Source organism: Spirosoma aerophilum (assembly GCF_054782495.1).
The window spans coordinates 393,972-415,721 of the sequence record NZ_BAAGSJ010000001.1; the positions used below are offsets into that span (position 1 = coordinate 393,972).

Here is a 21,750-nt window from a genome sequence, read left to right on the forward strand (position 1 = left end):
TTCGTCTTTGGGCTATAAACAGTATTTCCCGTTACCCTTATCCTATTCGCTTCAGAAGCCGTTCAGAATTCCATACAGTACCGGCGGACCAACCAGGTCTCAAACAAAATCATGAACGGCTTCATACCCAATTCAGCCAGAGTATGGTACTTTAGTGGTGCCGGACAATGTTTTTATTATGCGCCCTAGTTTTTCACATATACCAGCCGAAAAGTCAGCAGCTGATAGCCAGCCTTCTAGTTCTGGCCCTGGGCCCCTCCGGCCCTCTCCTTATCAAACGGCCGAAGGCATTAAATTGAAACCGCGCTTTACGGTTGCCGACCTCAACGGTATTGAGCATTTGGACTATGCCGCCGGTATACCTCCTTTTTTGCGTGGACCATATGCCAGCATGTACGTGCGCCAGCCGTGGACCATTCGGCAGTACGCTGGTTTTTCGACGGCCGAGGAGTCGAACGCGTTCTACCGACGCAATCTGGCTGCCGGTCAGAAAGGGTTATCCGTAGCCTTCGATTTAGCCACCCATCGGGGCTACGATTCTGATCACCCGCGCGTAGTGGGCGATGTGGGGAAAGCTGGTGTAGCGATCGATTCGGTCGAAGACATGAAAATACTGTTCGATCAGATTCCCCTCGACCAGATGTCGGTCTCGATGACCATGAACGGGGCTGTTTTGCCCATTATGGCGTTTTTTATTGTAGCAGCCGAAGAACAGGGCGTACCGCCGGAAAAATTATCGGGTACGATCCAGAATGATATTCTGAAAGAGTTCATGGTGCGGAATACCTACATCTATCCGCCGGAACCCTCCATGCGCATTGTGGGCGATATTTTTGCCTACACCGCGCAGCACATGCCGAAGTTCAACTCCATCAGCATCAGTGGCTACCACATGCACGAAGCGGGGGCTCCCGCCCACCTGGAACTGGCCTACACGCTGGCCGATGGCCTCGAATACATTCGAACAGGATTGCGGGCAGGTATGGGCATCGACGCCTTTGCACCCCGTCTTTCGTTTTTCTGGGGCATTGGCATGAACCACTTCATGGAAATTGCCAAACTCCGGGCGGGGCGGCTGCTCTGGGCAAAAATCGTCAAGCAGTTTGATCCGAAAAACGCAAAGTCACTGGCGCTGCGAACCCACTGCCAAACCTCCGGCTACAGCCTCACCGAACAGGACCCGTTCAACAACGTAGCCCGGACAACGATCGAAGCTCTGGCTGCGGTGCTGGGCGGCACCCAGAGTTTGCATACCAACTCGCTGGACGAAGCCATTGCCTTGCCAACAGACTTTTCGGCCCGAATTGCCCGAAATACACAGCTCTATCTACAGCACGAAACCGACATTACCCGCGCCGTCGATCCCTGGGGCGGCTCGTATTATGTCGAGTATCTGACGAACGAACTGGTTGATAAAGCGTGGGCCTTGATCGATGAGGTCGAACAACTGGGGGGCATGACCAAGGCTATCGAAACCGGCTTGCCCAAACTCCGCATTGAGGAGGCCGCTGCCCGAAAACAGGCGCGTATTGATTCAGGGAAAGATGTCATTGTGGGCGTTAACCGCTACAAACCTTCTTCGGAAACGGAAATCGAACTGCTCGACATTGACAACAAAGCGGTACGCGAAAGCCAGCTAAACCGCCTGAAAGACGTTCGGGACAAACGGGACAACGAAAAAGTTGAACAGGCTCTGGCCGCCATTACCGAAGCGGCCATGCACTCCCATGCCCTGCCCCCGGAACCTCCTGCTCCAACCCCTTTGCCCAACGCCCAAAACCTTCTTGCACTGGCGGTGGAAGCGGCCCGGCACCGGGCTACACTTGGTGAAATTTCTGATGCTATGGAAAAAGCATTTGGCCGCCATAAGGCCACCATACGGGCCATATCCGGTATTTACTCGGCGGAAGTATCGGATGATGAAAACTTCCGACTGGCCCGCGAGATGAGTGATCAGTTCGCCGAACTCGACGGACGTCGCCCCCGTATTCTGGTGGCTAAAATGGGACAGGACGGCCACGACCGGGGAGCAAAAGTGATTGCGACCAGTTTTGCTGATTTGGGCTTCGATGTCGACATGGGACCATTGTTCCAGACACCGGAGGAAGTAGCCCGGCAGGCGGCCGAAAACGACGTCCATATTGTTGGCGTGTCGAGCCTGGCAGCGGGCCATAAAACACTGGTCCCTCAACTCATCGACGAGCTAAAAAAGATTGGCCGCGCCGATATTATGGTCATTGCCGGAGGGGTCATTCCGGCGGGAGATTACCAGTACCTGTACGACGCAGGTGTTAAAGGCATCTTTGGCCCCGGCACGGTGATCGCCGTAGCGGCTCAGAAGATTTTAGCGGAGTTGATGGCTGAATAAACGTTAAACTACCTACTGCATGGATAAGCTAACGCCAGACATTGGCCTTTTAGTTTGGCAGTTAATTGTTACCGCCTTAACGCTGTTTGTTCTGGGTGCGCTCATTCACTGGAGTATTCGTCAGTTCAGGCGGTAGACGTAACCATACGAATAAGAGACGAATCGTTTTCACGCTTCACAAATACCTCTATGCCCATACTTTCCTGGCAATCAATCATCTGTTTACCTCTACTGGTTTACCAGCTTTGGGGTACGCCCCCGAAAGCCCGAACCGTTCAGGAACCCAACGTAGTCAGGGTGCCGGTTGGGGGAAACAGCTGGGTGACAAATGGAGTGAACAAAGCAGATATTTCTGAAGACGGCTTGATAAACTGGTCAAACCCAGCCAGCGCAGTCGACACCTATGTGCGGTTTGCCCGAGCAGGCACCGTAACCCTGTCCATCAGCCTACGTGTCCCGAACGGAAAAAGCCGCCTGCGTCTGACAGTGCTGGGCAAATCCAGAGAAATTGAGGTCAAGGGCACTAACTTCACCGATTATCCGCTGGGCCAGTGGGTCGTTCCCAAAGCGGGCTATGTGAAACTGACGTTACAGGGGATTAGCAAAACCGGTGCGACTTTTGCCGATGTCGTCGATTTTGGTATCAGTGGTCAGGCGGTAGATGCCCAAATGGCTTTTGTCCGCAACAACGAAGGCAACTTTTTCTATTGGGGCCGGCGTGGCCCCTCGGTTCACTTGCGCTACCCGATTCCCGATGGTATTGATGCCGAATGGTTTTACAACGAAGTGACGGTTCCGAAAGGCAATGACGTTATCGGGTCTTATTACATGGCAAATGGTTTTAGCGAGGGGTATTTCGGCATGCAGGTCAACTCGCCCACCGAACGTCGAATTCTTTTTTCGGTCTGGAGCCCATTCCAGACGGATAACCCCAGCCAGATTCCGGCCGATCAGAAAATTCTGTTGAACCGCAAAGGCGCTAACGTGATCACCAACGAGTTCGGTAATGAAGGATCCGGTGGGCAAAGCTACCTGACATACAACTGGGTGGCGGGTCAGACCTACAAATTTCTGGTACACGGCCATCCTGATACGGGAGGATATACTACGTACACGGCCTACTTTATGCCGCCCGATGGTTCCGGATGGAAACTGATCGCCAGCTTTAAACGGCCCAAAACAGCTACGTACCTCAAGTCCCTTTATTCCTTCCTGGAAAACTTTACCCCCGAAACGGGAAACATATCGCGTGAAGTGGAATTCTCGAATCAGTGGATCAGGAGCAAAGAAGGAAACTGGCAGGAGCTTACGCAGGCGCAGTTTACGGGCGACAATACAGCCAAGAAATCGTATCGAATGGACTTTGCCGGTGGCCTCCACACGAACCAGCGTTTTTTTCTCCGAAACTGCGGGTTCTTTGATCCCTACACGCCCCTTAAAAGCGATTTTATAAGACCTGCCAAACATCAGGCACCAACGATTAGTCTGGAGCGGCTTCCCTGAATAGTTACTATTAAGTAACTCATCTAACTCTCAACGAATAGGCCTCACCCATCACGTAATAACTAGAAAGCCCATTTCTGCTTCAGAAATGGGCTTTCTTACTAAACTTACACGATCTGGAAGATCGTATAGGTTTGGTCTGGATCAATACTTATTGATAATCGAGTCAGGAAGAAACTTCACATCCAGACCGGTTGCTTTCATCAGGCTGGCGCGGTTGTTCTGACCATCAACATAGGCCGGATTCACTACCATCGAACGGTTGTAATAATAGGAAGCCAACTCCAGTTTCTGACGGTTGTTCTGCGTGAACCCTTCCCCCTGATAAATAACGCCAAGGTTGTTATAAGCGGGAGCGTATGCGTTGGCCGCCCGGATAGTCTGCTTGTAGTAGTACTTGGCCGAATCGACGTTTGGCGTGATTTTCTGAAACACATAGGCCATCGAGAAATACGCTTCACCGAAGTTCGGATAAATCCGGGTCGACTCCTGCAGGTGATCCAGCGCCCAGCGGCCATGCTTGTTGGCATGAGCGATATTGGTATCGATCAGCACCTGGGCTTTTTTGATCTGTTCGGGCGTTGGCTTCGGCTTGATCGCATTGGTGGCCGTGGCAATGGAATCAGCTTTAAGGCGATCTTTCAATCCTTTCTCAATCCATTCGTTCGCTACATGCCGTTGTACCTGGCAGCTGTTGGGGGCATAAGGCAACGCCGAGTTGAACAACACAAAGTTATTTTCCCAGTCGCGGTTCCGCTCTACAGTTTTAAAGGAGTAGAGCCCGGCCACGACCGCCATCAGCCCAAGTAAAGGTGCATAACGCACCAAGGCAGGCCTGGCCGACTGTTCAACGGCCGCATCGCCAGCCTCAGCCTTGTCGCGAACCAGAAGCTTTTGCAGCCCCCAGATCAGGATGAAGCCAAAGCCCATGACGGCGGCATATGAGAAACGTTCGGCAAAAATACCACCCCGAATCCAGATGAAGCCCAGACCGGGTGCCATCGTCACAAAGAACCAGAATATGCCGAAGCCCCACAGTGTCCGTTTCATAAAGCCTTTCCAACCCAGCCAGATCATGCCAAGCAGCGTGAAGAAGCCCGCCCAGGTCAGCAAATCTCCTTTACCACCCGATGGAATCACGTTGTACGAATAATCATAGACCAACGGATGTGGTAAAATCATGAGCCTGATGTAGTATTCCAGAAACTTGAACATGGTCGATTTCTGCGTTTTCTCGATGGCGTACGGATAGTTGGCCCAGTCGACAGGCGGGGTTCCGCTGAGCGTACCGATCATTTTCTGCTTCTGGTAGAAGAACAGAGCGGCTACGATCAGGAAAGGCCACAAGCTAATCATCGACTGCCACACGTTTCGGCGGGCGAACCAGTACTGCATGGCGGGAATCAGACCCAGGCTTACAATGGAGGACTCTTTCGACAGAAACGCCAGATAGAGCGATACGCAGGCCCCAACAATCCAACCCCACTGCATCGTTTCCAGATAGCGCCAGTACGACAACAGCATCAGCGAGATAAAGAGAAAGCTTAATATCTCGTCACGCCCTTTAATGTTGGCTACGATTTCGGTATGTAATGGGTGTGCGATAAAGACCAGTCCAATCAGGAAAGCCATAATGGTTTGATTCGTCAGCCATTTCTGAAGCAGTACGCCAATTACCAGACCCGTCAGGCCATACAAACCCGCGTTGATCATGTGGCTGATGTTCGGATTATCTTTAAAATACTCCTGCTCCAGTGCAAACGTGATCAGCGACAATGGCCGGTAGTAACCCAGCGAGATATTGCTGAAGTGCCAGAATTCGGTTCGGAGGAGATCGGGAATACCCGCAATGCCTTTTTTAACGAAAAGATTTTGTCCAACAGCGGCAATATCGTCCAGCGCATACTGATGACCGAAGGTGTTGATGTACAGCGCTACGCCAAGCAGCGCCAGCACAAGCGGGGGCCACCATGCTACGGGGCGCTTATCGATGGGTAAATCAGCAGCTTTGGACTCGGTCGGTTTGGGGGCGGTAGCGCGTACCGCCGGGCGCTGGACCGGCTCAGCCGTGCGGGGTCGGCTGTAGCCGTTCGTAGTTGCAGCGACTGGTTTGGGAACGCCCGTTTTCTCCTGAGCCGTTCGAGGATTCTCGTAGCCCTGTGATTGCTTCTTTTTAGCCATAACAGCAGGTATTCGTCTAATTGGGTAGTTGAATTCTTTACCTTGTTATCCCTAATGGACTAAGTAGAGAATCACTACATTTATGGATTATTTGTAAAGTTCCGTAAGAATGTCAGTAAAATCAATGAAAGGTTTCAATCCTCTTAAAACATTAACATTGACGTTGAGTCTGGGCATTTTGCTCAATGGTTGCCTCACGGTTCGTCCGTCGTTGCCAACCTCAAACACGTCAAGCCCCCTTAGCCGAACAGATAACCTTGCCCTGGGCAACCCGAGCAAAGCATCGGTTAGTGAACCAGACAATTACCTCATCACCCGACCCCAGTACACACTGTCCTACAGCCGCAGCCGGGGTATTGCCAACTGGGTAAGCTGGCGCCTGAGCCCCATCTGGAAAGGCGATAGCAAACGAACCAACGATTTCCGTCCCGATCCCTCCCTGCCAACGGGCTGGTATGCGGCCCGTCCATCCGATTACACCAATACCGGTTTCGACCGGGGGCACCTCTGCCCATCCGACGATCGGGACGCAACACCCGAAGATAACGCGGCAACATTTCTCCTTACCAACATCGTGCCACAATCGCCGAGACATAACCGGGAGGTGTGGAAAAGTTTGGAGGATTACGAGCGACAGCTCATGAACAATGGCAATGATGTCTACATTTTAGCCGGTGTGAGCGGAACAGGAGGCACTGGACAGAACGGATATGCCACGTCACTGGCCAACGGAAAACTAACCGTTCCGGCTACCCTCTGGAAAATACTGGTTGTTGTACCTACTGGCAGCGACAACACCTTTCAAGTTACAGAAAATACACGAATCATTGCGGTAAATATCCCCAACAACCAATCGGCGGCCGATAAGCCCTGGCGTGCTTACATCACGAGTGTCGACGAGCTCGAAAACCTTACCGGCTACGACTTTCTATCAAACGTATCAATTGATATTCAGCGTATCATTGAAAAGCGGATTGATGGCGGCAATAGTTAAAATAAGCGCTAAAAATTTCAGACAGTCACGATATCAATGGCTTGACGCTCGTAACTGTCTGAAAGGAATGGTTTGTCGTTTATCTTTTCCGGCAAAACCGGTTCTATTTTTATCCCTGAAAACGGGCCCGGTCTATGACAACCGGGCTTGGGCGAAGAGCGGCTTCTTTATCCCCGACCCCGGCAAACTAAGACAGCGGTAAAGTACGCTGGTCGATGATAAGAGTACGGTCGAATTGAATCCACGCCATGCGGAAGCGTATTGATCGGCGTGGTGTTGTTCGCTATGATGCAGACAACAAAGCAACAGCCTGTTTTGACCTGAGCCGGGCTGGCAAACTCGACTAACCCACCGACCTGACAACTATTCGTTGAACCCCGATGGCGAGCAGGATACCGATACCTACGCCCAGGCTGTCGGCAGCCAGGTCGACCCAGTCACCGCTGCGATTGATGGGCAGAACGTATTGTAGAAGTTCAATTAGCCCGCCGAAAAGAACGCCGATCAATCCTACCTGTAGCGGCCTGATGCCATCCAACCTCCAGAGCACCGCAAAGAGCGCGAATATGCCTATGTGCTGTCCTTTGTCATTCCAGGCCACCAGTTCATCAGGCAGTTCCGAATGGGGCGTCAGGCAGCCAATCAGCATGATAACTGTCCAGCCGATGGCCCCCCAGCGAATCAACGTGTGAGAAATTTTCATCTGGTTAATTTAAGCCCGTTGGCAGTAAGGATAAGGAACAGACCAATCAGGCTGACTAAATAAATTACGTTGCGGGAGTCGATAATACCCCGGCCCAAGGCCCGGTACTGCTCATCCAGCGCAAGCAGCGATACATAATAAGACAAGCTCCCCAATATGGACAGCCCTGCCAGAGCGCTGAGGCAAATATAGAGCAGAAAGCAGAAAAAGACGCCCAGCACAAAGGCAACAACCTGATTATCATTGAGCGAAGAGGCCCATAAGCCAATGGCTACGAATACACCACCCAGCAGGACAAGGCCGATATAGGAGCCAAACACACCCGCCGAATCTATATTTCCAATTGGAGAACCCAGTTGATAAAGGGTAATGTAATAGAGTAGTGTTGGCAATAAGGTCAGGATAACCAATAACCAGCTTGCCAGAAATTTCCCCCCCACAATGCCCCAGCGGCTAACGGGTTTGGTCAATAACCATTCGAGCGTACCGGAGCGAACCTCGTCGGCAATCGAGCGCATGGTAATGGCCGGTACCAGAAACAGCATGACATAGGGCGTGAGGTTGAAAAACGTGCCCAGGTCAGCATAGCCATTTTCCAGCAGACTTGTATCCGGAAAAACCCAAAGCAATAACCCCACTGCCGTCAGAAATACCACCATGATGATGTAGGCGATAGGGGACGAAAAAAACTGGTTAATCTCTTTGCGAAAAATGGCGAACACAGGGGAAGACGGTTTACGATGTATAGATTTCGGTGGCTGATCAGGTAAGGTCTGTTCGCTGTCAATAGCTGGCAGAGGCAAGCGCATACGCCAGACTGACTACCACTTCTTTTTTACCATTTGCCGAAACACTATTTATTCAAACGGATTCGCTTTGTTCCGGCGTATGAAAGCCGCTACAATTAATGACAGCAGAAAGCCCATGATCAGCGTTCCGAAAATTCCCGCAATAAACGTAAACCCCGGTGACTGAAACTTTGCCGACATCTCCATGGCCTGGTCGATCTGCTCATCGGACATCACCCCCTGCTCTTCCATTTTTTCGCGCGCTTTCTCCAGAGCCCGCTGCTGAACAGTGGGGTCAATGATCACATTGTAAAAGGTAATAAAAGCCGACGACAGCAAACCTGCCACGCCTGAGAGCAGCGCACCCACACCCAGACCTTCGCCATAGGCCATATACCCGCCATTTTGCGAGCGGTAATCCCGCATCGCTAAAACAAGGAAGGCCACCATAGCCCCCAGAGTCAGGCCCGTAAAGATCGGGTTGGTCGTCTGATCGGTCAGATACATGACCAGTGTAACCGCCATCAGGACAAGACCAAGAATAGCGCCCCATTTCAGGGCAATGCGAGCAGTAGAAGGTTGTTCATTCATCATCTAGTCATTTATTGCATGATACTATAATCCTGCTTTCGGAAAATAAGTGAAATAACCAACACCGGCAGCACGGCCAAAGCGGTCTTTTTTGTTAGCTCATCGGGCAACAAAACCCCCGGTTCCATATTGACAACTTTAGCCCATTGCTGGGCAAAGGTCTCAGGACCAAACTGATCGGTAATCTGTTTTTTTCCTTCCAGCAGGAGTTTTTTCGAATTCACCACATATTCTGTAAAGACGCCGGGGTCTACCTGCGTAACAAAGAAATAAACAAGCCAGCCCGTTATCAACGCAGCCACCGTATTTAATACATACCCGATGGTTAGCCCTTCCCACAAATGTAGTTGCCCGTGGCCTACGTATTTGCGGTAATACCAGACGGTAGCCACCATCATGATGATGTGAATGCCGAAATCTAGTACCCGCACATTCCCCAGCGCCGGTACGCCCAGCGCATACAGACCCAGAAAGTAAAGGAAGCAGAGGATGCCCGTAGCGAGTCCGGCAAGGAGCGGAATTTTCAACAACGGATGCCCGAAGTAACCGAGTATGCTTTTCATAAAGTAGAATTGAATTGGCCATGGTGGACCGTGCCAATAACGCGGCCAGTGAGCGTTTCGCCCAGAAAAGGCGAATTTTTTGATTTCGAGAGCGTCCGGCTATACGTCCAGGTAGCCGATGGATCGAACAGCGTGAGGCTGGTGGGCTGCCCTTCGGCGATGGTTCTGGCGGGTAACCGCAAAATATGCCGGGGGCGGGTTGTCAGTTTATCGACAAGCTGCGCCAGTGATAGATTACGGTTGTAGGTCATGATACTGGCAAAGAGCGTTTCGAGTCCTGTAATGCCAAATTCCGCCTGATCGAACTCCAGATTTTTGCTCTCGGCATCCTGGGGTGTATGGTCCGACACGATGGCGTCAATTGTACCATCGGCCAGCCCGGCCCATAAAGCAGCCACATCCGCCGGCGACCGGAAAGGTGGATTTACTTTCAGGTTGGTATCGAAACCGGCCAAAGCCGAATCGTCGAAAACCAGCTGGTGAGCCGCTACGTCGCAACTGACGGGCATACCCTCCGCTTTAGCCTGCCGGATCAACTCAACCGACCGGGCCGTGGAGATGGTGGAGAAATGAAGGACAGGAGGAAACCCAGGAGCTGACTCGCGGGTTTCTTCCCGCGTAGCCACATAATCCAGCAGCCGCAGATCACGCTCGATCATTAACTCCTCAGCCATTGCCGGAATACCTTTCAGGCCCAGCAATGTACTTTGAATTCCCTCGTGCATCTGCCCGTATCGGGTTAGCTGCATTTCTTCCGGACGGTTCATCAGTAGCCCATTGATGGGTTGCAGATATTGCAGTGTTTTCAGCAGCAGGTCGGGATTCTGCAACGGATGATTCCCATCGGAGAAGGCAACGGCTCCCCCGTGGTGCAGGTCAAGCATGTCGGTAAAGTCTTCGCCAGCGGCTTTTTTCGTAACAGCAGCAATGACATGGATACTGACGGGCTGACCTTCGGCCATTCGGCGGACATACCCTAACGTTCCCTTGGCATCGACTACCGGCTGCGTGTTGGGTAATACGGCAATGTCGGTGAAGCCCCCCGCAGCCGCTGCGCGGCACACGCTTGTCAGGTCTTCTTTGTGTTCAAAGCCCGGGTCCTGGGTCGATACCCGCATGTCGACCCAGCCGGTGGACACGTGCAGGTGATCGGCCTCCACTATCCGTGCGTCAGAGTCGGCGGACAGATTGTCGCCAATCTGGCTTATCAGGCCATTTTCGACCAGAATATCACATACCTGCCCATCGAACGACGAAGCAGCATCAATAATATGGGCAGAACGAATGAGGAGTTGCATGAGAAACGCCCCTCCTCTTATTTCAGGTGAGGGGGCAGAGTAAAATGATTATTTAAAAAAAAGGCCCCTTGCGGAGCCTCATGATGCAAAATACCGTTTATCAGGCACCTACTAACTCTCCGTACGCATCGGCAGTTAACAAGCCCGTTTGTTGTGATGAATCAGCGGGTTTCAGACGGATGATCCAGCCTTCGCCATAGGGATCGCTGTTGAGCAATTCAGGCGACTTTTCGATGGCCGGATTCAGCTCCAGGATTTCACCTTCAATTGGCAAAAACAAGTCTGATACGGTCTTAACGGCTTCAACCGCGCCAAATACCTCACCTTTGGCCAGCGATTGGCCAACGGTCGCTACGTCGATGAAGATAATATCGCCTAATTCATTTTGTGCGAATTCAGTAATACCAACCACGGCGGTGCCGTCAGCTTCGATCCGAATCCATTCGTGATCCTCCGTATAGCTTAGTTCTGCAGGAAAATTCATTGTAGGGGAATTGATTTGTAGCTGCAAAATACGGTAGCTCGGGTCGTATTTGCAAGTAATGTAGCCCGGACCTGTCGATCGAGACCACATTACCTGCTATTTGGCTACTTTGCCGCCACACTAGACTGATTGGGGGAGAAATTCGCGGCACCCAGCCGGTCGTTCCCCTGCCGCTGAATCATCCATTGCGGATAGGGTTTGGGTGTTGCGCTGACCTCGTCGAGTTGTGTCAGCTGCTCCGTTGTCAGGTTTACATCAACAGCCTTGATGTTATCTAATAGCTGATCGGTGTTTTTCGCACCAATAATCACACTCGTCACGCCAGGTTTAGCCAGCACCCAGGCTAAAGCGATTTGGGCGACAGAGACGCTCGGCCCATCGCCACTGTGCGCTTCAGCAATACTCTGCATGACATCGATGATGGTATAGGCATGTTCCTGATTCACGGGCGGGAAGTCGAACGCCAGACGGCGGGAGTCCCCTTCTGGCTTGTTCTCGCGGGTATACTTCCCCGACAGGAAGCCCCCGGCCAGTGGGCTCCAGGGCAGAATGGCCATTTGCTGGTCCTGCACCATCGGCACAATCTCATTCTCCAGATCACGCCCGGCAATGGAATAATAGTTCTGCGTGGAGATAAACTTCGTCCAGCCGTTTTTCTCGGCGATACCATTCGCTTTCATGACCTGCCAGGCTGCCAGATTCGAGCAGCCAATGTACCGCACCTTACCCGACCGAACCACATCTTCGAGCCCGCGCATGGTTTCTTCCAGGGGCGTAATGGGGTCGAAACCGTGAATCTGATACAGATCGACATGATCCATTTGCAGGCGCTGTAGACTGTCCTCTATCTGCTGCATAATTTGCAATCGGCCCAGCCCAACCTGATTTTTACCTTCGCCCATACGACCCCGAACCTTGGTGGCAATCACCAGTTCACTCCGCGACAAGCCCAGCGATTTTATTGACTGGCCCAATAACCGCTCCGACTCACCAAATGAATAGACATTGGCGGTATCGATAAAGTTAATGCCGTTGTCGACGGCCGTTTTCACAATATCGTTGACGGCATCCTGCTGGAGTTCGCCCATGGCTTTCCAATAACCGTTACCGCCAAACGTCATGGTACCGAGGCAAAGTTCGGAGACCAGTACACCCGTATTTCCGAGGGATTTATAGTTCATATTATCTGACTTGTTTGCTTGAATCAACCAGTAAGTTGTCCGAATGTTAGCCACCCGGCCCGGTCCATCACTCAAATGCCCCGCCCTCGAAGGAAAACCGTACTGACAATGGGTCAGAAGGCTTCACCCAGCGAGAAATAAACGCCGGCGCCTTCGCGCGTAAAGCCGATATCGCCACGAAGGTACACGTCTTTCTTTTGAAAGAACAGAAACCGTACACCTCCACCAACCGCCCAGCGAAACTGATCGAGTTGTAGCTCGCTGACCGCAGGGGCCACTGTACCTACACCCCCAAACAACGTTCCGCCCCAGCGTCGGCTGAAGGCGAAAGGTAGCCAGCGTACCTCAGCCTGTGCCGCCAGCAAATTTTTGTCGCGATACCGCCCGAGGTAATAGCCCCGCATGATATTTTCGCCCCCCAGCAAAGCCAGGCTATTGAACGGCACATTACCCGTGGTAAACATACCCATTGCCTGCAACGCCAGCACCCGGTTTCGACTACCCAGTGGCCGATACAACCGGCCGTCGAACAGCATGCGCCGATACCCAAAATCAGTGGTACGCAACACGTTGCGCAGCACTGCCGCTTCGAGGAAAGCCCCTTTCCGAACATTCAGGACATTTTTTCGATTGTCGTAGACCAGTGTGCCCCCCAGCTCCAGTGTTGTAGACCCACGCCCGCCCAGTGGCAGTTCGATGGCGTCCGGATCCGCATGCGCGAAGGATACGTTTTCCAAACTCTGAAAATCCACTTCCGGCCCCGCATACAGGTTGCCCAGTATTTTTCGCAGGACCCGCTGCCGGAACTGCACATAGCTGGAGCTGACCAGCGACGGATTGGCTCGTCTGGAATCAGGACCGATGCCGTAATATAACAGTGGAAATTGCTGGTAGCGGGCCCGTCCCAGCAGATAGTAGGTATTCCGGTCGGTATATACGGCATTCTCGAACTGAGCCCCGAACTGCCCACGCAGGGTGACAAAGCCATATGCGACGAGTTCACTCAACCGGTTTACCAGCGTGTCATCTTTGGCATAATAAAGCGAGAAAGCACGAACGCCTACTTCCAGACTGGTTTCCGGAGAGAAACCCGTTGCCGGTACCACCAGCACCCGCGACGAAGCTGTCGACGAAGTATCGTTCAGGGTTTGGTAAATAAATCGGCCGAGGCCCCGCCGGGCATACTTCGGCGTTGGCGGCTGAGCCAACAGCGGGTATGCCACTACCAGGAGGCCAATCAGACAACCTACGAAATGTTTACCTGCCACGTTGTTGAGCGCCTATCGTTTTATAATGAAACCAATACGGGCGGGATGTGTTCCAGCGAAGGCTGTTTTTATCAAGCCAGTTCTCAGGCCAATTACTTTTTCCGGGCGGCTGTCACCCTCCTTACTCCGCCAGATTAAATTTCACCTGAATACCACCCGATGTGGTAGCCCGCCTGAAGGAGTTCGAGACCAGCGGGTCGTTGAAGGTGCGGTCGAAATAGAAGTTGAAGTTCAGTCGACGGTTCACGATGTAGCTGATTTGGGGCCGTAGCTGGAAATTCACGTTACCCGCCGTGATGATCTGCTCGGCATCCAGTTTCCGCTGAATGGCCCTCGTGTCGCGCAGGGTGAGGTTACAGGAGAAAGTCAGATCGTTTTTCAGCTTCTTATAGGCTCCGTTGATCTTGAACGGAATGCGCATGTTCTGACGGGTGAAACCTAAGGAAGCGGTTAGATCTTTATTGCTCAGCTCGGCCACCTGGGAGTTTGACAAACTCAGGGCAATATCCCGACTCTGGTTGTACTCCAGCCGACCACTTACGCGACTCTTGGTCTGGAACTGCACCCCGATCATCGGCGCAAACTTCTCCGACATGGTGATGGTGCTCATGGCAAAAACCGGAATGAACTGCCCCAGTTGATTGATGGCGGTAGACATAGGTGCGTTCTGCACGGCCAGGTTCACATAGGCCGCTCCGTACTCCAGGTTCGAGATGAAATTCCCGACGCTATACGTCGATGAATAGCTGTGGTTAATGGTGAAGGCACTAAAGCGCTTGCGAATGAACTCCAGACCCGACAGGCCATTGTAGGCAACTTGCCAGTTCGGCAACGGGAAGTTGTAGAACGGCGACAGTTGGGCCTTCTCCACAGGCTGCCCGCTATAGGCGGCAAAGAAGGCAGGGATCAACACGTCCTGCGACGTAGCCGTATAGGTTCCTGTTTTCTCCGGATTGGCGGCTGTCAGCCTATCAATGAAGAGTTTCCGGTAGCTCTCAAATCGGTCGAAAATGGGTGATGTGTTGTCTCCCCGCAAGCCTTCAAATGCGGTCCGGAATGACCAGAACGACATACTGAACTGCCCGTTACGAACGGCCGAAAACGTTTCGAACGGCCCACCCTGCGAACCCGGCCGAAAGTACTCCTGATAAGCATCCGTCCGATCCAGGCGCCAGTTAATCTGCATCCTGAAGTCTTTGAACGGCTCCAGGGTAGTACTGGCCGTAAACTTCTTCGTAATGTTCTGCTGGAAGGCCGTATTGAGTACTGTACTGGGCGAAAGCCAGCCTTTTTCGGCCGCTTTATAGGCAATATTGTGGTCCTGACTGCCAAGCACAAAGCCAAGTCCCGGCGCACTGTCTTCACTCAGCCCGAAGAATTTAGGCGTTGGCAGGAACCCCGGCAAAATCGTCGATTCCTGCTGCGTATACGAGAAGTTGATACCGCGAACGGTCAGCAGCGCCCGTGTAAAGTTCTTGAGCACCTTGCTTTCACCCCGAACAATGTCTTCTATGTCGCCGGGGTTACGGGCGAAGTTTTTCCGAACGGGGGCCGGTGTGTTGGCAAAGCGCAAATACCGGATTTTGTTGTACAACCGGATCAGGTCGACGCGGCCCGTAATACCCCGCTCGCGGTTGTTGCGAAGTATGTTCCCAAAAGGAACGCCCAGTGAGTCGACAACCCCGAAGGAGTTAGCCTGGAACTGGTAACCCACACCATAGATGGCATCGGCGGCAATCCAGTCGAGCAGCGGAATCTTGTCCAGCGGCAGTCGATAGGTGGCCCGGATGTCCTGCACAAAGTTTTTGATCCGCCCTAGGTTCTTGATGCTGTTGATAATTGAATCCCGTTTGGCCTGGGTATTGATGTCGCCCGCCGGTTCATCAATGATGGCATTTGCCTGCGCGTGGTAAGTCAGCACCAGACTGCGCGTCAGGTTCCAGGTGAGGTCGTAATACCGGTTGAACAGGAAATACTTTTCGAACTGGGGCACAATGCCGTTGGTCGTCAGGTCGGAGGAGCGAAGCTGCGTTTTAATAAAGCTCCGGTCCATATCGGTCCGAATCGACACCAGCGTGGGCAGCAAGGTCAGGTTGAAATCCTTGAGCCAGCGCAAATACGGAGCCTCGAACGACGCCTTGTTGCGGAACGGCTCGAACGATTTTGGCTGCCCGCTGTACGTGTACGAAATGCCGCCCCGGTGCTGCTGCTGAAGGTATTCCTGCGTGAGGATATTCGTTCGTTTAGCGTCGGTAAACGCGTAGGTAAACGCAAAGTTTTCGAAATCCCAGAAGTGCGACCGGGCATTGGGGTTTGTTTTCACCTTTCTCACATTCGAGAAGTTGTATCCCCGGCGGGTGGTGTTGTCCTGCACCAGCTGGCGATAGCTGTCCCGTTGCGACTCCGACTTGGTCGAAAGCGACGTTTCCAGCGGCATATCGGGGTCCAGCGGGTCAAAATGAGGGTCCACGTTGCGGTGGTCGTAGTTGACATACAGCGGAATCCGAAGGCCCCAGCTGGCTGGCAGAAACTTGTCGATCGACAGCGCGGAGGAGAAGCCAAATTCAGATGTGGTTTCCAGCGCCCGTTCGCCAATGCGGGTTTGTACACCCCCAAAGCCAAAAGTCGTGATCCGGCCCGAAGCTGTCAGGGTTCCAATGTCTGCCAGCTTCATGTTCAGGGCGCCAATGGCCGCCATACCCGCGTGCTGGTCGTAGCCATAGGCCCGGAACTCATCGACCCAAACCGTAAACGATCTCGGCCGTTCGCCATCACCCGTAATTTTAGGATTTCGAACCCCAATCATGATCGACTGCACGGAACTCAAGTCTGGGTTACCAACGATCGTTAACCGATACTTGGAGTCCATCGACATTTCGCTATAGGGCAGCGACGTTTGTCGGGTAAATTGCCGGTTTCGGTTGGCCTTCAGATTAATGAGTTCGTTCAGCGCCAGATCCAATTCATTAGCGGCAGGCCATACAAGTTCAGGGTCCCGGTCTTCGGGCATGGTCGCCGTCAGGTTCGGAATTTCGATCTCGTAATAGTTATCCGTATAGTCCGTACCAAGCCGTACAAATGTCGATACACCTGGATTTCGCTCCTTATCGGGGTTGTGCATGTGCACGAACATTCTGACACGCTCCCGGAACAGAAGGTTAAAATTGGTATTCCGGAACGCCCCGCGCGAGTCACCATCGCGAAGGTTCGTTACACTCAGGCGCATCGACTGCTCGTTCAGTTCCACCACGTTCGGCTGCGTATAATCGCGGTCGCGAACGTAGCCCGGGGGTACAGAGTAAACATATTTATCGCCCCCTACGGCACTCGTCTGGGTACTGCTGTTTTCCTCAACGTTCACTGTCGAGACGGTAAAGTTAGCGTCGTACGGCTCGGGCACTTCCTGCAAACCCCGTTGGGTCAGGTCGCCGGTGTATTTACGGTACTGGTTGGCTTCCATCTGCAACTCGGCAAAGCGCAGTACGACCGGCTCGGCGAAATCGGTCAGGTACATGCGCATAAAGCGCATGGATTTGAAGCCGTTGATGCTGCCCACTTTCCGCAGGGGTTCGCGAATTGGAATCCGGAACTGGTACCAGTTCACCACGCCCCCCGGTGCGCCGGGTGTGGGCACCGATACTTTATCGACAATGTACCGTTGCCCCACTTCCAGCTTTCCGGGCCGAAGGTCAACTTCGTATTCGTAGTAGGCTTCGTTGTCGTTGATGGTGTTGTCGATGTTGAGATCTTCAATATCGGGCAACGTCGAAGAGGCCGGGGTTAAGTACTGGTTGGTGCTGGTGTTTTCGGGTGAGTTATTCTCCATGCCCATAAACCACTTGTACCGCGCTACTATGTATTTCTGCCGATCGGCCTCATCGCCCAGATAGAACTTAAAATCATCACCCGAAGGGTCCTGCTGAATAGCCGACAGAGCCGCAGGGTCTGTTACCCGCGTTTGAATAGCGCGCAGGTAATTTTGAAAAAACTCCTGTTCCGATGTTACGCCTTCGGGTACCACAGGCTGACTGGTTAGCCCATCCAGGCCAATATCCTGCCGGTCGCGCACCCCACTCTGGAAGGCGTTGGTTACAAACTGCTGCGTCGGGGCCTTTCCCCAATTAGTCGTTTGCACACCGCCAATCCGGGGACTGGTATTATCAGCACTGGCCGGAAAGCCATTCTCGAATTCATAACGGCCATCCTTAATAACGTCTTCCGATATATCGCCGAGGTTAAAGACCAGCTTACCCCCCGTTATGTTGTTTCCGTTTTTGGTGTCGTCCGGATTCCCCCGCACTTTACCAGCCTCGCCCGGTATAAAGGGGTCCATGAGCCAGAACGTTACGTTCTCGATGTTGGCATTATCGAAGTCAATATCCGACGCGATAGCCCGTGTGACGGCACCAAAATTCTGCTTCGGGTTAAGTAGATTACCATTGGCATCCAGGTTGGGGTTGTAGTTGTACATACCCCGTTCAGCCGGGAAGTAGGCCACATCCAGAATACTTTCGGGCAATTGTACCACCCGTGCCGAGCGGCCCGGAAACAGATCCTGCGGCAGGAACGGACGCTCGTACACGTGCTTGTTCACATCTTCCAGATCAATATTCGACGCTACACCCAGCGCACCGGTAGCCCCGAAAATACTGGGGTCGACCGTGTAGACAGACATACGGGCGCGGTTATAGGCAAACGGCAGCGGATCGGCAAACGACCCCTGCGGAAACTGCTGGGGAGTAGCCCCCAATCGCCAGCGCGTAGGTTGTCGGGTAAGATCGTAGATCGTACGGGCAGCCTCGAAATCGTCCAGATAGCTTTCGTTACGGGCTTTTTGGTTCGTACCCGGAAACAGTTGGGCCACTTCAGCCGTGAGCTGAATGGTCGATAATTCTTTCGTCTGCACACCGGGAAGCGCATCCAGCAGACGAGTCAGGCCCGGCGCGTCTTTGCGGATATTGGCATTCACACCCAGAATCGTGTTGTTCACCGGCTCATTGCCCAGCGCCACCCGCGTCAGGAAACCGGCCGGGGTTTCTTTCATGTGCATGGCCGTCAGCCCAATGCTCACATCCCGATTGATGGCGTAATCCAGGCGCGTACCGATGAGGGTACGTATCTGATTCTGGAACAGATCGGGCTGCTCGTAGCTTATCCGAATCTCCCGACCGGAGTTCGTTACACTCTCATTGATGATCCGCAGCCGACCCGTTTGCGCTTCAAAAACATAATCCTGACCGGCCATCAGCGGCACCCCACCGGCCGTTACGGTAATCGACTGCTCGTTGACCCCAAACGGCAAAGGCACTTCAGCCCCGTTGCCCGACTGATAGGCCCCGCGAAGGAAGAACTTGTTTTTCTCGGCAATTTGCTGGGCGTCGGTCTGGGTGGTTCGGTAAAGCTGGTCGAATACATATTTGGAACGTAGGGATGCATCGTTTCCAAGTTTGTTGGCCAGATAGGCCCCAAACGGCTCCAGCGTTGGGAAGATGATCTTGCCGTATCGGCTGTCGATGGTGATGTTCTCGACAAAATCGAAGTTACCATCCGGCTGGGCATCCAGCTGCTGGTTCAGCCTGTCCATTCCAAAAACCTGCACCAGCGGTATGTTCTGGATGGGTCCCTCCTGCAGGTTCGGATTGTCGATACCCGTGAGGTCGTCTTTGTAAACAACGCGCAACTGGAACCCCTGCCGTGTAATTTGGGCCGTCGGCAGCGAATAAATGTTTTTCATCATCAGGTTCCACATCGGCAACTGGAGGTTGTTGCGCAGCGTGGCTGACTTCAACAGTTTCAACACCAGTACTTCCTCGGGTCGACGAATCTGATAATCTTCGGTGAGTTCCCCTACTTTAAAGCGTCGGCCCTGGTAGGTATATTCGTAAGCAACGGCCAGAATTTCGTCGTTACGAAGTGGGGTTACGAGCGAGATGTAGCCTAACTCCGGCTGAAGTTTGTACTCGCGGTCGGTCAGGCGTTTGGCCCCGCGCAGGAGGTCATAATCCGTCCCTTTCGTTAAGGCATAGTTTCTGGTCAGGATATCGTTCGTCTGGTCGACCTGCCGGAAAGGATTGGCAGCATCGGCCGTCAGTTTATTATACAGACTGTTGGCTGCGTTATCTGTCGGGGTGCGGTTGTTACGCGAAAACGGCGGCAGGTTCGGGTTGGTCTGGCTGTATGGATTGCCTTCGCCCAAGTCCTGAAAACCAACAACATTTCGCAGGGCTTCGGTGGTATTGGTGCGGTTCGTGACATAGACCTCAACGCGTGTCACGTTAACGCCGGAAGTTACCTGAGGCAGTGTTTTCAGCGACGCTTCATAATTGGCCCGGAAGAATTGTGACAGAAAGAAGTGTCGGTTTTCGTCGTACTGATCGGCCCGAATTTCAAATGGCCGGCTGGAGGTACCGCCCCGCAGTACAATCTCGTTTTTCCGCGACCGTTGCTGGGAGGCCACCACGGTGGCGTTCAGTTTACCAAATCGCAGCTGGGTCTTGATACCAAAGAGATTCTGTACGCCCGGAATCAACTGACTGTTGACCGCCCAGCTGATATTTCCGACTTCGAGCCCCTGCAAAATATTTTCGTTCTGGGGCGTAAACTGAGGCATGGAGCCGTTAACGCCCGGTACGTTTGGCATGCCCGGCAAATTGGGCGTGCCCGGCAGGTTCGGAACACCTGGCAGACTGGGCATACCCGGCAACCCCTGTCCGGTGCCCAGAGCGGGCAAACCGCCACCCGGTTTATAGTTCAGCTTGAGAGCGTTCTCGAAATTAAAGCTCGCCTTCGTATCGAAGTTGGCCAGTATGCCCAGCTTCTCCCCGATCTTGCCGTTGAAGTTTATATTGATCTGTTCGTTGAACAGAAAGTTACCATTCCGACGCTGACGAACCGGCAGAACCGGGTTGTCGATAAACTGGTAGAGATACCCAAAGTCAAGCGTTACGAAGCCATTGGGTTTGAAATCGACCTGACTGCCCCCAAAGAGCCGATCGATAACGGGCGGCAATTCAAGTTTGGGCGACAGACCACGTCCGTTCAGGGCGCTCTGTCCATCGCGTTTGGCACCATATTCCCGCCAGATACTTTGCTCGACCCGCTGATTCTGAAGCTGGTTGTAGGTGGAGAACGGAATCGTTTCGGCCGGTCGATAGGGTAATCCAAATTGTGAGTGTGGTAAAATGGATACCCCAGCTCCCGGCGTCACCGTAGCAGCCGTGGGCGATGTACCAACGGCCGTGTTGCTCATGGGTGCCCCCGACAGCGATACCCCCGTTCGTACACGCTCCGTAATGGCAATGCCGCCATCGGGCGCTAACCGAAAATCGGTGGCAACGCCTTTAGGATCACGAAGGATAAACGGTGATTTGGATGATCGCTCTGAAAAGCGGGTGGCCCGACGGTCGGGCCAGTTAACGGTAGGCCGTCGGTTGGCACTTCGGGCAGCACGAATACTATCGTTTCGATCCTGAATGGCTTGTTTGGCTGAGTCGGCCCGCGCAATAGCCCGTCGGCGGGCATCGGCTCGTGCTGAGTCAACAGCGGCCTGCTGCCGACGGCCCGCAGCACCACGTCGGGCGGGAGCGTTGGCGGGCTGGTCCTGCCCTACACTTACATTCAGCCCAAACAGCAACCAGCAACCCAACATTAACCACCCGTTTGGCACAAACAGAAGTCGGCTAACAAGAGGAAGTAAATGGCTGACGGCGGGACTGTGAACAAAGTAAGGGTTCACCATTGAGGGTACTTTCGGGTTCAGAATTTGTAGCGTATGGGACGTTCTTCTATCAAACGGCCAAAATCAGGCCAATCGTCTAAGGGACTATAG

13 protein-coding genes are annotated in these 21,750 nt (G+C 53.1%); 3 read left to right on the forward strand and 10 right to left on the reverse strand.

Annotation, left to right across the window (positions count from 1 at the left end; genetic code table 11):
• Positions 1-178 precede the first annotated feature (178 nt).
• Positions 179-2,368: a methylmalonyl-CoA mutase gene (gene scpA / locus ACYVK4_RS01550; RefSeq protein ID WP_461125725.1), complete on the forward strand. Its 2,190-nt coding sequence runs from the start codon at positions 179-181 to the stop codon at positions 2,366-2,368.
• 189 nt (positions 2,369-2,557) lie between these two features.
• Positions 2,558-3,871, forward strand: a complete 1,314-nt coding sequence (locus ACYVK4_RS01555; RefSeq protein WP_461125726.1) for a DUF3472 domain-containing protein — start codon at positions 2,558-2,560, stop codon at positions 3,869-3,871.
• A 144-nt stretch (positions 3,872-4,015) separates the two neighbouring features.
• On the opposite strand, the gene ACYVK4_RS01560 is transcribed toward ACYVK4_RS01555, so the two are convergent.
• The gene (locus ACYVK4_RS01560; RefSeq protein WP_461125727.1) at positions 4,016-6,052 is read right to left on the reverse strand and encodes a tetratricopeptide repeat protein; all 2,037 of its coding nucleotides are present in this window, start codon (positions 6,050-6,052) and stop codon (positions 4,016-4,018) included.
• A gap of 124 nt (positions 6,053-6,176) precedes the next feature.
• On the opposite strand from ACYVK4_RS01560, the gene ACYVK4_RS01565 reads away from it, so the two are divergent.
• On the forward strand, positions 6,177-7,046 hold the full coding sequence (locus ACYVK4_RS01565) for a DNA/RNA non-specific endonuclease (RefSeq protein ID WP_461125728.1): 870 nt from the start codon (positions 6,177-6,179) through the stop codon (positions 7,044-7,046).
• 343 nt (positions 7,047-7,389) lie between these two features.
• Here the strand turns inward: ACYVK4_RS01565 and ACYVK4_RS01570 are convergent, their stop codons facing one another.
• From ACYVK4_RS01570 to sov, 9 genes are all read right to left on the reverse strand, one after another.
• On the reverse strand, positions 7,390-7,749 hold the full coding sequence (locus tag ACYVK4_RS01570; protein WP_461125729.1) for a VanZ family protein: 360 nt from the start codon (positions 7,747-7,749) through the stop codon (positions 7,390-7,392).
• A complete protein-coding gene (gldF, locus tag ACYVK4_RS01575) occupies positions 7,746-8,471 on the reverse strand; it encodes a gliding motility-associated ABC transporter permease subunit GldF (protein WP_461125730.1) in 726 nt (241 codons plus the stop codon). The genes ACYVK4_RS01570 and gldF overlap by 4 nt, the downstream gene beginning before the upstream one ends.
• Positions 8,472-8,606: 135 nt before the next feature.
• Positions 8,607-9,131 (reverse strand): DUF4199 domain-containing protein, encoded by a 525-nt coding sequence (locus ACYVK4_RS01580; protein ID WP_461125731.1) that lies wholly within the window; start codon positions 9,129-9,131, stop codon positions 8,607-8,609.
• An 8-nt stretch (positions 9,132-9,139) separates the two neighbouring features.
• Entirely contained in the window at positions 9,140-9,691 is a 552-nt protein-coding gene (locus ACYVK4_RS01585; protein WP_461125732.1) for a DUF4199 domain-containing protein, read from the reverse strand.
• Complete coding sequence (locus ACYVK4_RS01590; RefSeq protein ID WP_461125733.1) at positions 9,688-10,989, reverse strand: dihydroorotase; 1,302 nt, start codon at positions 10,987-10,989, stop codon at positions 9,688-9,690. The genes ACYVK4_RS01585 and ACYVK4_RS01590 overlap by 4 nt, the downstream gene beginning before the upstream one ends.
• A 100-nt stretch (positions 10,990-11,089) precedes the next feature.
• Positions 11,090-11,473, reverse strand: coding sequence for a glycine cleavage system protein GcvH (gene gcvH, locus ACYVK4_RS01595; protein WP_461125734.1), 384 nt, complete (start codon positions 11,471-11,473; stop codon positions 11,090-11,092).
• A gap of 104 nt (positions 11,474-11,577) precedes the next feature.
• Positions 11,578-12,654: an aldo/keto reductase gene (locus ACYVK4_RS01600; protein ID WP_461125735.1), complete on the reverse strand. Its 1,077-nt coding sequence runs from the start codon at positions 12,652-12,654 to the stop codon at positions 11,578-11,580.
• Positions 12,655-12,767: 113 nt separating this feature from the next.
• A complete protein-coding gene (locus tag ACYVK4_RS01605; protein WP_461125736.1) occupies positions 12,768-13,922 on the reverse strand; it encodes a BamA/TamA family outer membrane protein in 1,155 nt (384 codons plus the stop codon).
• Positions 13,923-14,043: 121 nt separating this feature from the next.
• Positions 14,044-21,660, reverse strand: a complete 7,617-nt coding sequence (gene sov, locus ACYVK4_RS01610) for a T9SS outer membrane translocon Sov/SprA (RefSeq protein ID WP_461125737.1) — start codon at positions 21,658-21,660, stop codon at positions 14,044-14,046.
• Positions 21,661-21,750: the final 90 nt, after the last annotated feature.

What these genes read in the sequence shown, in the direction of transcription:
- scpA (WP_461125725.1), top strand. Translation starts at nt 179, where the DNA reads ATGCGCCCTAGTTTTTCACATATACCAGCCGAAAAGTCAGCAGCTGAT.
- ACYVK4_RS01555 (WP_461125726.1), top strand. Translation starts at nt 2,558, where the DNA reads ATGCCCATACTTTCCTGGCAATCAATCATCTGTTTACCTCTACTGGTT.
- ACYVK4_RS01560 (WP_461125727.1), bottom strand. Translation starts at nt 6,052, where the DNA reads ATGGCTAAAAAGAAGCAATCACAGGGCTACGAGAATCCTCGAACGGCT.
- ACYVK4_RS01565 (WP_461125728.1), top strand. Translation starts at nt 6,177, where the DNA reads ATGAAAGGTTTCAATCCTCTTAAAACATTAACATTGACGTTGAGTCTG.
- ACYVK4_RS01570 (WP_461125729.1), bottom strand. Translation starts at nt 7,749, where the DNA reads ATGAAAATTTCTCACACGTTGATTCGCTGGGGGGCCATCGGCTGGACA.
- ACYVK4_RS01580 (WP_461125731.1), bottom strand. Translation starts at nt 9,131, where the DNA reads ATGATGAATGAACAACCTTCTACTGCTCGCATTGCCCTGAAATGGGGC.
- ACYVK4_RS01585 (WP_461125732.1), bottom strand. Translation starts at nt 9,691, where the DNA reads ATGAAAAGCATACTCGGTTACTTCGGGCATCCGTTGTTGAAAATTCCG.
- ACYVK4_RS01590 (WP_461125733.1), bottom strand. Translation starts at nt 10,989, where the DNA reads ATGCAACTCCTCATTCGTTCTGCCCATATTATTGATGCTGCTTCGTCG.
- gcvH (WP_461125734.1), bottom strand. Translation starts at nt 11,473, where the DNA reads ATGAATTTTCCTGCAGAACTAAGCTATACGGAGGATCACGAATGGATT.
- ACYVK4_RS01600 (WP_461125735.1), bottom strand. Translation starts at nt 12,654, where the DNA reads ATGAACTATAAATCCCTCGGAAATACGGGTGTACTGGTCTCCGAACTT.
- sov (WP_461125737.1), bottom strand. Translation starts at nt 21,660, where the DNA reads ATGGTGAACCCTTACTTTGTTCACAGTCCCGCCGTCAGCCATTTACTT.